General features: G+C 68.5%; 11 protein-coding genes. 7 read left to right on the top strand and 4 right to left on the bottom strand.

Going from position 1 to position 12,416, the window contains the following annotated elements; genetic code table 11:
• The first annotated feature begins 93 nt into the window (after positions 1–93).
• From F7R26_RS28430 to F7R26_RS28440, 3 genes are all read left to right on the top strand, one after another.
• The gene (locus tag F7R26_RS28430) at positions 94–1,638 is read left to right on the top strand and encodes a class I adenylate-forming enzyme family protein (protein ID WP_150984506.1); all 1,545 of its coding nucleotides are present in this window, start codon (positions 94–96) and stop codon (positions 1,636–1,638) included.
• Positions 1,639–1,674: 36 nt separating this feature from the next.
• Positions 1,675–2,523, top strand: a complete 849-nt coding sequence (locus F7R26_RS28435) for an IclR family transcriptional regulator (protein ID WP_241754563.1) — start codon at positions 1,675–1,677, stop codon at positions 2,521–2,523.
• A 64-nt stretch (positions 2,524–2,587) separates the two neighbouring features.
• Entirely contained in the window at positions 2,588–3,112 is a 525-nt protein-coding gene (locus F7R26_RS28440; protein ID WP_150984505.1) for a nucleoside deaminase, read from the top strand.
• A 25-nt stretch (positions 3,113–3,137) separates the two neighbouring features.
• On the opposite strand, the gene F7R26_RS28445 is transcribed toward F7R26_RS28440, so the two are convergent.
• Genes F7R26_RS28445 through F7R26_RS28460 form a run of 4 tightly spaced genes read right to left on the bottom strand, consistent with a single transcriptional unit; the run spans position 3,138 to position 8,481 of the window.
• A complete protein-coding gene (locus F7R26_RS28445) occupies positions 3,138–4,211 on the bottom strand; it encodes an Ldh family oxidoreductase (RefSeq protein ID WP_150984504.1) in 1,074 nt (357 codons plus the stop codon).
• A gap of 42 nt (positions 4,212–4,253) precedes the next feature.
• Entirely contained in the window at positions 4,254–5,246 is a 993-nt protein-coding gene (locus F7R26_RS28450) for a Bug family tripartite tricarboxylate transporter substrate binding protein (RefSeq protein ID WP_150984503.1), read from the bottom strand.
• Positions 5,247–5,294: 48 nt separating this feature from the next.
• Positions 5,295–6,719, bottom strand: a complete 1,425-nt coding sequence (locus F7R26_RS28455) for an FAD-binding oxidoreductase (RefSeq protein ID WP_150984502.1) — start codon at positions 6,717–6,719, stop codon at positions 5,295–5,297.
• Between the two features lie 58 nt (positions 6,720–6,777).
• Entirely contained in the window at positions 6,778–8,481 is a 1,704-nt protein-coding gene (locus F7R26_RS28460; protein ID WP_150984501.1) for a thiamine pyrophosphate-binding protein, read from the bottom strand.
• 279 nt (positions 8,482–8,760) lie between these two features.
• On the opposite strand from F7R26_RS28460, the gene F7R26_RS28465 reads away from it, so the two are divergent.
• The 4 genes from F7R26_RS28465 to garL all read left to right on the top strand — a co-directional run bounded on the left by F7R26_RS28465 (position 8,761) and on the right by garL (position 12,414).
• On the top strand, positions 8,761–9,843 hold the full coding sequence (locus tag F7R26_RS28465; RefSeq protein ID WP_150984500.1) for a Bug family tripartite tricarboxylate transporter substrate binding protein: 1,083 nt from the start codon (positions 8,761–8,763) through the stop codon (positions 9,841–9,843).
• A 123-nt stretch (positions 9,844–9,966) separates the two neighbouring features.
• Positions 9,967–11,061, top strand: coding sequence for a malate/lactate/ureidoglycolate dehydrogenase (locus F7R26_RS28470; RefSeq protein WP_150984499.1), 1,095 nt, complete (start codon positions 9,967–9,969; stop codon positions 11,059–11,061).
• A gap of 45 nt (positions 11,062–11,106) precedes the next feature.
• Positions 11,107–11,481, top strand: coding sequence for a 5-carboxymethyl-2-hydroxymuconate Delta-isomerase (locus tag F7R26_RS28475; protein WP_043355096.1), 375 nt, complete (start codon positions 11,107–11,109; stop codon positions 11,479–11,481).
• Between the two features lie 141 nt (positions 11,482–11,622).
• Positions 11,623–12,414, top strand: coding sequence for a 2-dehydro-3-deoxyglucarate aldolase (gene garL, locus F7R26_RS28480; protein ID WP_150984498.1), 792 nt, complete (start codon positions 11,623–11,625; stop codon positions 12,412–12,414).
• The last annotated feature ends 2 nt before the right edge of the window (positions 12,415–12,416 follow it).

A 12,416-nucleotide genomic window follows, 5' to 3' on the forward strand; every position in this document is an offset into this window, starting at 1 on the left:
CACAGTGCAGTTGACGCGTAAGGCGATCGGTGGGAGTATTCCGCCATCGAAAAATCCGGCGGCCCACGCCGGACGCCTTATCTGGAGACTGTGATGAGTAGCACCCCCACGCCCGCCGCGCACGCACCGGCTGCCACTTCATTTTCCCGCCTGCACCAGACCATTGGCCCCTGGGTCCGGAGCCACCCCGAACGCGTGGCCCTGATGGACGCCGAGCGGTCCTTGCGCTACGGCGAGCTGGACGGCGCCATAGCCGAAACCGCCCGCGCACTGGCTGGCGCCGGCGTGCGGGGCGGCGATCGCGTGGTGCTGGTGACCGAGAACAGCGTGGGCTGTGCGGTACTGATCCTGGCGCTCAGCGCGCTGGACGCATGGGCGGTGCCGGTCAATGCCCGCCTGTCCGCCCGCGAGATCGACAACATCATCGAACACTCGGGTGCGCGCATCGCGCTCTACCTCGACAACGCCTATCCCGAAGCACGCGAGCATGGCCTGGCGCGCGGCGCGCAACCGGCCGAATGGCCGCATGCGGGCAAGCTGCTGCTGGGCACGCTCAATGCAGCCGCCGTGGCTGAGCCGGTGGACGCAGCGGCGCGCGACCAGGTAGCCGCGCTGATCTACACCACTGGCACCACCGGCGCGGCCAAGGCCGTGATGCTGACGCACGCTAACCTGATGTTCATCGGCCGCTCCAATCGCATGCAGGCGCGCGTGCAGCCGGGCGACCGGGTCTACGGCGTGCTGCCGATCTCGCATGTCTACGGCCTGTCCGTGCTGCTGGTGGGCCCGCTCGCCAACGGCGCCACCGTGTTCTACGAACCGCGATTCCGCCCCGAGAAGCTGGCGCACGCGCTGGTCGCGGAGCAGCTCACCGTGCTGCATGGCGTGCCTGCCATGTATGCCAAGCTGATCGAATGGAGCCGCGCCCAGGCAACGCCGCTGCAAGCGCCCGCGCTGCGCATGGCGCAATCGGGCGGCGCGCCGCTCACCGCCACGCTCAAGGCGGCGTTTGAGGCGAGCTTCGGCATCATCCTGCACAACGGCTATGGCATGACCGAGACCTCGCCCACGGTCTGCCAGACCCGGGTGGAATCGCCGCGCACGGATTGCTCGGTGGGCCCGGTGGTGCCTGACGTGGAGATCCGCCTGGGCGAGCCCCTGCCCGACGGCAGCGGCGAACTGCTGGTGCGCGGCCCCAATGTGATGAAGGGCTATTACCGCAGAGCCGACCTGACCGCGCAGGTGATCGACGCCGACGGCTGGCTGCACACCGGCGACCTGGCGCGCATCGATGCCGACGGCGCGGTCTCCATCGTGGGGCGCTCCAAGGAAATCATCATCCACTCCGGCTTCAACGTGTACCCGGAGGAAGTCGAGCAATCGATCAACGCCTACCCGGCCGTGCTGCAATCCGCGGTGGTGGGTCGCGCGGTGGAAGGCAACGAGGAAGTGATCGCCTTTGTGGAAGTGCGCGAGGGCATGACGCTGGACCAGGCCGCGCTGCGCGCCTTCCTGCGTGAGCAGCTGTCGCCCTACAAGATGCCGGCCGAGGTCAGGATTGTGGCCCACTTGCCGGCTGCACCGTCCGGCAAGATACTCAAGGCCAAGCTGCGCGAGCTGCTGGCCAGCGCAGGCTGAGACGCAAGCGCAGCCCCAAGCCAGCCGAGGCCACCCATGTCAGAACCGCAGACCGAAGATTCGCCGCACGAAACGCAAGCGCAGCAGCACATGCCGCAGCACATGCCGCAGCACAAGGAAGACCGGCATTTCGTGACCGCGCTGGCGCGGGGTCTCGATGTGCTGGCGAGCTTCCGCAGCTTTGAGACGCGGCTGGGCAATGCCGAGCTGGCGCAGCGCTGCGGCCTGCCCAAATCCACGGTGTCGCGCCTCACGCATACGCTGACGGAGCTGGGCTACCTGCGGCTGGACCCGGAGCAGGCCAAGTACCAGCTCGGCAGCTCGGCGCTGGTCCTTGCACCCGCGGCGCAGCATGGCGTGGATGTGCTGGCGGTGGTGCGGCCGTTCATGCAGGAGCTGGCCGACCTGTCCCAGGGCGTGACGTCGCTGATCGTGCGCGATCGGGCGCAGATGCTGATCTTTGAAAACTGCCAGTCGGAGTCATACCTGACGTTGCGGGTGGCGGTCGGCACGCGCATTTCCGGGCTGACCTCGGCCGCGGGGCGTGCCTACCTGCAAGCGTTGCCCGCCGTGGAACAGCGGCAAGCACTGGCCGCCTTCCGGCAACAGGAAGGGACGGACGCCGCCACTGCGCAGGCCATTGTGGAGCGCAGCCGCGCGGAGGTGGAGCGCCAGGGCTGCACCACGTCGTTTGGCGAATGGCTGCCGGACATCAACTCGATCGCCGCCGCGTTCCGGCCCGGCCCGGCGCTGCCGCCGATGACATTGTCGTGCAGCGGGCCCACCGCCATCGTGCCGGCCGCGCTACTGCTGGAGACGGTGCGCCCGCGCTTGCTCGAGAGCATTCGCGGCATTGAAGCGGCGCTGCGCGCGCAGGATCGCTAGGCACCTTCTTGCCACTACGCCACTACGCCACTACGCGCTTCACGAAACCCACCGGGACCAGACCATGACCACATTGATTGCCGCCGACGCCAGCGCTGCTGCCACGGGGCTGAGCCAGCAGGACCTGCGCCTGCTGCGCGAGGCCATCCGCCAGTCGGAGGCGTCCCGCGCCCGCGGGCGCCATCCTTTTGCTGCGCTGGTGGCGGACGCCGACGGCAATATCATCGCCAGCGCCGGCAACAACTCGATGCCGCCCGAGGGCGACCCCACCCAGCATGCCGAACTGGCCGCCGCGGCCGAAGCCGCCCGCAAGCTGTCGCCGCAGGCACTCGCCAGCGCTACGCTCTACACCAGCGCGGAGCCCTGCTGCATGTGTGCCGGCGCCATCTACTGGTGCAACATCGGGCGGGTAGTGTACGCGCTGTCCGAGCACCGGCTGCTCACGCTGACCGGCGCGCACCCCGAGAACCCCACCTTCTCTCTGCCCTGCCGGGAGGTGTTCGCGCGCGGGCAGCACCGCGTCGCCGTGCTGGGCCCCGCGCTGGAGGACGAGGCGGCGCAGGCGCACGCGGGCTTCTGGCAGGACTGAGCGCGCCGCGGCGCCGGGCTGCGCCTCAGGCCAGCGGCGCCGGCGCCGTCATGCCGAACTTGTCCAGCCAGGGCTGGATCTGCGGCAGGATGGCGGGGTTCAGCGCCACGCCGTCGCGCAACTGGCGCGCCTTGCGTTCCAGCGCGCCCTGCCCCGGCAGGCGCACGCGATCCACGCCCGGGCGCGGCGGATTGTCCGTGCAGGCCCGCGCGATCCAGCCCATTTGCCCGGCAAAGGCTTCTTCGCCGGCAAAGGCAGACGGGTCCAGTATCTGCAGGAACACGGTATTGCCCCAGCGCTTGCCCGGATCGTCGCGGCCATGGCCGGACAGGCCGGCGGTCAGCGCTTCCACCATCAGCGATAGCGCGTAGCCCTTATGGCCGGCATCGAGCCCGCCCAGCGGCAGGATCGAGCCCGCGTGCGGCGCAAACATGACGGCGGGGTCGTCGCTGGCGTTGCCGTTCTCATCGATCAGCCACTGGTGCGGCAGGCGCTTGCCTTCCTTGTACAGCCGCGTGGTCAGGCCGACCGTGGTGACCGAGGTGGAGACATCGATCAGCACCGGGCCATCGGGCGTGGGAAAACCTGCCGCCACGGGGCTGGGCGAGAACACGGGGCGAGTGCCGCCGAACGGCGCCACGGTCATGGCGGCCGGCGCCGAGGAGTACAGCAGCATGACGAAGCCTTCCCGCGTGGCGCGCTCCAGGTAGGCGGCCAGGCACGCAATATGATGCGCGCGGCGGATGGTCACCGTGCCGGTGCCGTAGTCGCGCGCCCGCGCCATCGCGCTTTGCATGGCGCGCAGCGTCAGCCACGGCCCCGGCAGGCGCTTGCCGTCCCAGGTGGCCACGGCGGCGCGGTTGGCCAGCACCTCGTAGTCCTCCTTGACCGCCATGCTGCCGCTTTCGATCTCGGCCAGGTAGGTGGGCAGTAATTGCAGGCCGTGTGTATCGTGGCCCATCAGGTCGCCTTCGACCAGGATGTCCGCCACGTCGGCGGCCCGGTCGGCGGGCATGCCCGCGCGCTCGAACATGGCCCGCGCCATGCTGCGCAGGGCGGCGGCGTCGTGGCGCACGGTGGCTGGGGGGTGGCTTTGCATAGGGGCTCCGTCAGATAGGGCGCGTCCGGCGCGCCCAGGGTTTCACTCGTTGACCGATACGCCGGCCGCCTTGACCACCTTTTCCCAGCGTGCCTTCTCGGCCAGCGCGAAGACCTGGAATTCCGCAGCGGGCTTGGGGTCCGGCTCGGCGCCGGCATGGACCAGCTGCTCGCGGAACTCGGGCCTGCGCATGGCCGCCATCACCGCATCGCTCACCTTCGATACGATCTCGCGCGGCGTGCCAGCCGGGGCAAACAGGCCGAACCAAGAGCCGGTCACAAAGCCTGGCAGGCCGGCTTCTTCCATCGTCGGCACATCAGGCAGTGCGCTCATGCGCTGGGTGCCGGTCACGGCAAGCGCCTTGAGCTTGCCGGACTTGACGAAGGGCAGCGAAGTCGGCGCGTTGTCGAACATGATCTGCACCTGCCCGCCCATCAGGTCGGTCACCGCCAGCGCGCTGCCCTTGTACGGCACATGCACCATCTGGGTTCCGGTCATGACCTTGTACAGCTCGCCCGACAGGTGGATCGAGCTGCCCGCGCCCGACGAGGCAAAGGTGGCCTTGCCGTTTTCGCTCTTCACGAACTGCGTGAGTTCCTTGACGTTCTTTGCCGGCACGGCGGGATTGACCACCAGGATATTCGGCACCGAAGCGACCATGGCCACGGCCGTGAAATCCTTGGCAGTATCGTAGGGCATCTTGCGATAGAAGCTGGCATTGATCGCATTGGTGCCAACCGTGCCCATCAGGAAGGTGTAGCCGTCCGGCGCCGACTTGGCAACGATGTCGGCGCCGATATTGCCCGAGGCGCCGGGGCGGTTTTCCACCACCACCGGCTGGCCCAGCGCCTTTTGCAGGTCGCGCCCGATCAGCCGGGCCACGATATCCGTATTGCCGCCGGCGGCGAACGGCACCACCATGCGGATCGGCCTGGACGGATAGGTATCCGCCCGCACGGGCAACGCCACGCACGCGGCGGTGGCAGCCAGGATGGCCAGCAGCGTGCGGCGTGACGGCTTGTAGCTTTGATGCATGGGTGTCTCCTCTGTGGTTCTTCTTGTCGCGCACGGTGCACGGTGCGCTCAGTGCGATGCGCCCGGCAGCAGCCGGCCCGGATTCATCAGCCCGTGCGGATCCAGCGCGTGCTTGAGCTTTTGCATCAGCGCCATTTCCACGGGGGATTTGTAATGCGCGTTCTTGTCGACCTTGAGCTGGCCGATGCCATGTTCGGCCGAGATCGAGCCACGCACACGGTGCACGGCCTCGTACACCAGCGCGCTGATGGCCGCGCCGTTGGCCCGCACAAAGTCCGCTTGCTGCACGCCGTACGGCGCGCTGACGTTGTAATGCAGGTTGCCGTCGCCCAGATGGCCAAAGGCCAGTACGCGCGCGCCGGGATTGGCGGCGACGATGGCGGCGTTGGTGTGCGCAATGAACTCGCCAATCGCAGAGATCGGCACCGAGATGTCGTGCTTGAGGTTGTCGCCCTCCAGCGACTGGGCCTCCGGCAGGTGATGGCGGATCCGCCACAGCCCATCGGACTGCGCCAGCGAGGCCGCGATGGCCGCGTCCGCCACGATGCCAGCCTCGAAGGCCTCTTCCATCAGTTCCCCGAAGGCCTGGGTGGCGTGCGCCTCGCTATGCGGGTCGCTGCTCTCCAGCAGCACATACCAGGGATGCGCCTGTCCGAAGGGCGCGCGGCAGTCCGGGAAATGCCGCGCCACCAGTGCCACGCACACGCCGCTCATCAACTCGAACGCCGTCAGCGTGGCGGCTAGCCGGCGCTGAGCCAGTTCCAGCAGGCGCAGTGCCGCATGCGGATCGCTCACCGCGGCCAGTGCTGTCATGCGCGCCGCCGGACGCGGGAACAACTTGAGGGTGGCGGCGGTGATCACACCCAACGTGCCCTCCGCGCCGATAAAGAGCTGCTTGAGGTCGTAGCCGGTGTTGTCCTTGCGCAGGCCGCGCAGGCCGTCCCAGATCTCGCCATCGGGCGTCACCACTTCCAGCCCCAGGCACAGCTCGCGCGTATTGCCGTAGCGCAGCACCTGCACCCCGCCCGCGTTGCTGGCGAGATTGCCGCCGATGGTGCAACTGCCCTCCGCGCCGAGCGACAGCGGGTACAAGCGCCCCGCTTCCTGCGCCGCTTGCTGCACGGCAGCCAGGATGCAGCCCGCCTCCGCGGTGAGCGTGTTGTTGATGGGATCGATCTCGCGGATGCGGTTCAGCCGCGCTGTGGACAGCACCAGCGCGCGGCCGCCGTCGTCCGGGATGGCGCCACCCACCATGCCCGTATTGCCGCCTTGCGGCACCAGCGGCACCTGGCGCGCCGCGCACCAGCGCACGATGGCCGCCACGTCGGCCGTGCTATCGGGCTGCGCCACCGCCAGGGCGCGGCCAGTCCAGTTGCGGCGCCAGTCGGTGAGAAACGGCGCCGTGTCATCGGCGGTGCTCAGCAAGCGGCCGGCAAACTGGTTGCGCAAGTCGGCCAGCGTGGCATCGGTCATGGGTGTCTCCTGCCTTGTATTTTGTTTTTTGCCTTCTGTCTTCTTCTGTCTTCTTAGGTCAGTCTGCGATCCGCATCGCCGGGGTGATCTGGCGCGGGTCCGTGACCAGTTCCAGCACGGCGGGCTTGCCCGCGGCCTGCGCACGCGCAAAGGCCGCGGCGAAATCTTCCGTCTGCGTCACGCGCTCCGCCCAGGCCCCGCACGATTGCGCCATCGCCACAAAATCCGGGCTCGGGATGTCGGTGCCGCTGACGCGCCCGGGATAGCGCTTTTCCTGATGCATGCGGATGGTGCCGTACATGCCGTTGTTGACCACCACCACGATCAGGTTGGCGCCGTACTGCGCGGCCGTGGCCACTTCCTGCGGGTACATCAGGAAGCAGCCGTCGCCGGCAAAGCACACCACGGTGCGCTGCGGGTCGCGCAGCTTGGCGGCAACCGCCGCGGGCAGGCCGTAGCCCATGGCGCCGCAGGTGGGGGCAAGCTCGGTGCGCGGCTGGCGATAGGCGTAGTAGCGATGCAGCCAGACCGTGTAGTTGCCGGCGCCGTTGGTCAGCACGGCGTCGTCGGGCAAGACCCGGTCCAGGTGCGCGATCACCGCGCCCATGTCCACGCCGGTGAGCTGCGGGTGCGGCTTGGCCGGGGCCACGAAAGCGGTATGCGCGGCGCGTGCGGCGCTGGTCCAGTCGCCCCAGCGCACCGCCGCCGGCGGCGTGAGCGCGGCCAGCATGGCGGAGCCTGGCTCGATGCCCGCATGGATGGCCAGCTCGGGCTGGTAGACGCGGCCCAGCTCGGCGCTGTCGGCATGCAAGTGAAACAGGCGCTGGCGCGGCTGCGGGGCCTCCAGCAAGGTGTAGCCGTCGGTCGCGATATCGCCCAGCCGCGTGCCGAAGGCCAGGATCACGTCGGCCGTGCGCACGCGCTCGGCCAACGCCGGGTTGACGCCCAGGCTGAGGTGCCCGACGTAGTGCGGATCGCGGTTGTCGAATACATCCTGGCGGCGAAAGGCACAGGCCACCGGCAGGTTCCAGCGCTGCACGAAGGCCGCAAAATCGGCCGCCGCCTGCGCGCTCCAGTTGGCGCCGCCGGCAATCACCAGCGGGCGCTCGGCCCCGGCCAGCGCGGCAGCGAGCGCATCGGCATCGGCCGCGCGCGGTGCCGCCGCCACCGGGCGATAGCGGCCGGTATCAGCCACCTCGCACAGGCCGTCCAGCACGTCTTCCGGCAGGGAAATCACCACCGGGCCGGGCCGGCCCGAAGTGGCGCACTGGAACGCGCGCGCCACCAGCTCAGGGATGCGAGCCGGATCCTCGATCTCCACCACCCACTTGGCGATGGAGCCGAACATGGCGCCGTAGTCGACCTCCTGGAAGGCCTCCCGGCCCTTGTGGCCGCGAGCGATCTGCCCAACGAAGAGCAGCATCGGCGTGGAATCCTGCGCTGCAATATGCACGCCGATGCTGGCGTGCGTGGCGCCCGGGCCGCGTGTGACAAAGCAGATGCCGGGGCGGCCAGTGAGCTTGCCGTCGGCCTCGGCCATGTTGGCCGCGGCGCCTTCGTGCTTGCAGACGATCAGGTCAATGGCGGGCTGGTCGTGCAGCGCGTCGAGGACATCCAGGAAGCTCTCACCCGGCACGCAGAAGATACGCTCCGCGCCGTGGATGCGCAGCGCGTCCACCAGGACCCGGCCGCCGGAGCGCGCCGCCGGCTTGGCGGAGGAGGAAGTGGAAGGCACGGTAGCTGCAACGGATTGGCTGGTCATGGCAGAAAGAAAATGGTGCGGTGCAATCAGGCCGGAGCCGGAACGGGAGCGATCCGGAACCTCCAGGAATGGAGCGATTGTTACGTCGCGAATGCTTTGGGCACCTGGCTTCAGGCGCATTTCTGTTATGCGTAAAACGCAAGGCTACTACCACGGCACGCGTGTAGCCTGTTGCCAGGCGATCCCACCCTGCCACATGCGCCGCTTGCCAGAGCATAGCGGCCGCGTCACGCAGCGCAAAGGCGATGGCCCGGACAAAAATACAATGGAGACCAAGACATGCTTTTGCACCTGCGGCCCTTGCGGGCCGGCCAGCCAGCCCATCAGTCCCGTTCTGCTTTGCGCGCTGCTTTGCGCTCCGCTTCCCAAGCTGTTTCCCCATCTCGCCTCGCCTTTGGCCTGCTCGCCTGCGCGCTGGCCGCCGTTGGCGCTCGGCCGGCGCATGCGCAGGACGTCTGGCCGACCAAGCCGGTCAGCTACGTGGTGCCCTTTGCCGCGGGCGGCACCACGGACGTGCTCGGCCGCCTGATCGGCCAGCGCCTGTCGCAGATGATCGGCCAGCCGGTGGTGGTGGAGAACCGCGCCGGCGCGGGTGGCAATATCGGCTCCGACTATGTGGCCAAGGCCGCGCCGGACGGTTACACCCTGGTCGGCGGCACCATCAGCTCGCACTCGATCAATGTGAGCCTGTATCCGAAGATGCCTTACGACCCGATCAAGAACTTCCAGCCCGTGGCCCTGATCGGCACCCTGCCCAACCTGCTGGTGGTCAACGCCAACAGCCCGTGGAAGTCCGTGCAGGACGTGATCGCCGCCGCCAGGGCCAAGCCCGGCGCGGTCTCCTTCGGCTCGGCCGGCAACGGCACCTCGCAGCACCTGGCCGGCGAGTTGTTCTCCAGCATGGCGGGTGTCAAGCTGCTCCACGTGCCGTTCAAGGGCAGCAACCCGGCCGTGCAAGCCTTGCTAGGCAACCAGGTCGATGTCTTGTTCGAGAACAGCGTGGCCGCCATGCCGATGATCCAGTCCGGCAAGTTCCGCGCGCTGGCCACCACGGCTGCCAAGCGCGCCCGCGAACTGCCCGATGTGCCGACCGTGGCCGAGGCCGGCGGCCCGAAGCTGCAAGGCTACGAGATCGTTTCCTGGCAAGCCGTGTTTGCCCCTGCCGGCACGCCTGCACCCATCGTCAACCGCCTTGCCGCGGACATCGGCAAGATCATCCAGGAGCCGGACATGCGCGCCCGGCTGGCCTCGCTCGGGATCGAGCCGTCCGGCGCCGGCCCGGCCGAACTGGGCGCGTTCCAGAAGAGCGAAGTGGCCAAGTGGGCGCAACTGATCAAGAGCGCCAACATCCGCCCGGAATGACGCCGGTGCATGGCTCGCATGGTTCGCCGGGTACCCAAGCCGGGCCCGGCGGCTTATCATGGGGGCCGCCATGTTCGACCGATTTCCCCACCGATCTCCCCTCCTCTTTCGAACCCCAAGCTCATGAGTGAACACCGCATCCCCACTCCCGCCCTCCATCAATGGGTGGTCGATCTCTGGCGCGCCGCCGGCTCCGATGCCCGCGAGGCCCGCCTGACCGCCGACCACCTCGTCGGCGCCAACCTGTCAGGCCACGACTCGCACGGGGTCGGCATGATCCCGAAGTACGTGATGTCCTGGCAAGGCGAGCAGCTTCAACTGAACCAGCGCGTGAGCGTGGTGCACGAGGCTGGCGGCATCCTCAGCCTGGATGGCAATCGCGGCATGGGCCAGGCGGTGACCGAGGAAGCCATGGGCCTGGCCATCGAGCGCGCGCGCGAGCACGGCGTATGCGTGCTGGGGCTGCGCGCCTCGCACCACCTGGGCCGGGTTGGGCACTGGGCCGAGCAGGCTACCGCTGCCGGCATGATCTCCATCCACTTCGTCAATGTGCTATCCAAGCCGATCGTGGCCCCGCATGGCGGCTATGAGGCGCGCTATGGCACCAACCCGTTCACCATCGGCGTGCCGGTGGCCGGTGGAGAGCCGCTGGTGATGGATTTCGCCACCAGCGCGATCGCGCTGGGCAAGGTGCGCGTGGCCAACAACAAGGGCGTGACGGTGCCCCCGGGCTGCCTGCTCGACACCGAAGGACATCCCACCGACGACCCGGCCGTGATGTTCCCGCCCGCTGGCGACGCGCAGGGCGCGCTGCGCCCGTTCGGCGAGCACAAGGGCTACGTGCTGGCGGTGATGTGCGAACTGCTGGGCGCGGCGGTCACCGGCGGCCACACCATTCGCCCGGAGACCCTGACCCACGAGCACGCGGTCTGGAACAATATGCTGGCCATCGTGTTCGACCCCGAGCGCCTGGGCAGCAGCACCACCTTTGGCCATGAAGTGCAGGCCTTCGTCGACTGGCTGCGCTCATCGCACCTGCAGCCCGGCACCGATGCCATCCTGCTGCCCGGCGAGCCGGAACGCGCCTGGCGCCGCGCCCGCGCCGAATTCATGCCGGTGGACAGCGGCACGCTGGCCCAGCTTGACGACGCGGCGGCGCGCGTGCAGGCCGCGCGCGGCAAGTCGCCCGGCCCGCTGTCGCGGCTGGCGGTGGACTGATCCCCCCGCCCCGGCGACTCACCGAAACCTTCAGGCCTAGCCACCATGCCCCACCTCATCATTGAAATTACCGAAAACACCCGCCTCACCTGCTCGCAGGAAGAGCTGCTGGACGAGGCCAATGCCGCGCTGCTGGCTTCCGGCCAGTTCGGCGAGCCGGACATCAAGTCGCGCTGCATCACGCTGACCTCCTACCGCCAGGGCACCGAAGCGCGCGAACGCGCGTTCGTCCATGCGCGCCTGCACATCCTGGACGGCCGCGACCTGGCCGTGCGCCAGGCACTGAGTCAAGCGATCTGCGAGGTCATTGCCGACGCGGTGCGCCCGGCCAACGCGGAAGACAGCGTACAGGTCAGCGTGGAGGTGGTGGAGATGGAACGCGCCAGCTTCACCAAGCAGATCGTCAGCGGTTCGCACTGACCCGCCAGACCAGCAAGCCATCTGGCATCAGCGCTGGCCCCGCAGCCGGTCAAAGGCTGCGGGGACACACCGCCCTGGCAGACCGGGGTCGCCGGCTGACCCATTCGCCTTCCAGACTTAAAAGACAGGAACACCATCGTCATGTCCTCCCTCCCGAATTCAACCTTGCCCTCGCCCCTGCCCAACCGCTTTCGCGCCGACGTGCTGGCGCACAAGCGCTTGATCGGGTGCTGGTGCTCGCTGGGCAACGCCACCACTACCGAGATCCTCGGCCTGGCGGGCTTCGACTGGCTGTTGCTTGACGGCGAACATTCGCCCAACGACGTGCTGACCTTCATCCCGCAACTGATGGCGCTGCAAGGCAGCGTGAGCGCGCCGGTTGTGCGCCCGCCCGCCAACGATCCGGTGCTGCTCAAGCGGCTGCTGGACATCGGCTTCTACAATTTCCTGATTCCCTTTGTGGAAAGCGCTGAGCAGGCCGGGCGCGCGGTGAGCGCCACGCGCTACCCGCCAGCAGGCGTGCGTGGCGTGTCGTCGGTCCAGCGCAGCAACCGCTATGGCACGGTGCCGGAGTACTTCAGCCAGATCAATGACAACATCTGCGTGCTGGTGCAGATCGAAAGCCGCAAAGGCGTGGACGCGGCCGACGAGATCTGCGCGGTCGATGGGGTCGACGGCATCTTTATCGGCCCGAACGATCTCGCGGCCGCCTACGGCCACCTCGGCAACCCCAACCACCCCGAAGTGCAGGCGCAGGTGGCGCGCATCTTCGAGGCCGCCAGGCGCGCCGGCAAGGCCGTGGGCACGCTGACACCGGTAGAAGCCGACGCGCGCCGCTACCTGGACATGGGCGCGAGCTTCGTGGCGGTGGGCGTGGACCAGGGTCTCTTCCGTACCGCTACGCAGGCGCTGCGCGATCGTTTCGTCAGCTAAGC

It is taken from the genome of Cupriavidus basilensis (assembly GCF_008801925.2).
Lineage (GTDB): Bacteria > Pseudomonadota > Gammaproteobacteria > Burkholderiales > Burkholderiaceae > Cupriavidus > Cupriavidus basilensis.

Coding starts and splice junctions, on each gene's coding strand:
- F7R26_RS28475 (WP_043355096.1), top strand. CDS start 11,107: ATGCCCCACCTCATCATTGAAATTACCGAAAACACCCGCCTCACCTGC.
- F7R26_RS28450 (WP_150984503.1), bottom strand. CDS start 5,246: ATGCATCAAAGCTACAAGCCGTCACGCCGCACGCTGCTGGCCATCCTG.
- F7R26_RS28440 (WP_150984505.1), top strand. CDS start 2,588: ATGACCACATTGATTGCCGCCGACGCCAGCGCTGCTGCCACGGGGCTG.
- F7R26_RS28435 (WP_241754563.1), top strand. CDS start 1,675: ATGTCAGAACCGCAGACCGAAGATTCGCCGCACGAAACGCAAGCGCAG.
- F7R26_RS28455 (WP_150984502.1), bottom strand. CDS start 6,719: ATGACCGATGCCACGCTGGCCGACTTGCGCAACCAGTTTGCCGGCCGC.
- F7R26_RS28445 (WP_150984504.1), bottom strand. CDS start 4,211: ATGCAAAGCCACCCCCCAGCCACCGTGCGCCACGACGCCGCCGCCCTG.
- F7R26_RS28465 (WP_150984500.1), top strand. CDS start 8,761: ATGCTTTTGCACCTGCGGCCCTTGCGGGCCGGCCAGCCAGCCCATCAG.
- F7R26_RS28430 (WP_150984506.1), top strand. CDS start 94: ATGAGTAGCACCCCCACGCCCGCCGCGCACGCACCGGCTGCCACTTCA.
- F7R26_RS28470 (WP_150984499.1), top strand. CDS start 9,967: ATGAGTGAACACCGCATCCCCACTCCCGCCCTCCATCAATGGGTGGTC.
- F7R26_RS28460 (WP_150984501.1), bottom strand. CDS start 8,481: ATGACCAGCCAATCCGTTGCAGCTACCGTGCCTTCCACTTCCTCCTCC.
- garL (WP_150984498.1), top strand. CDS start 11,623: ATGTCCTCCCTCCCGAATTCAACCTTGCCCTCGCCCCTGCCCAACCGC.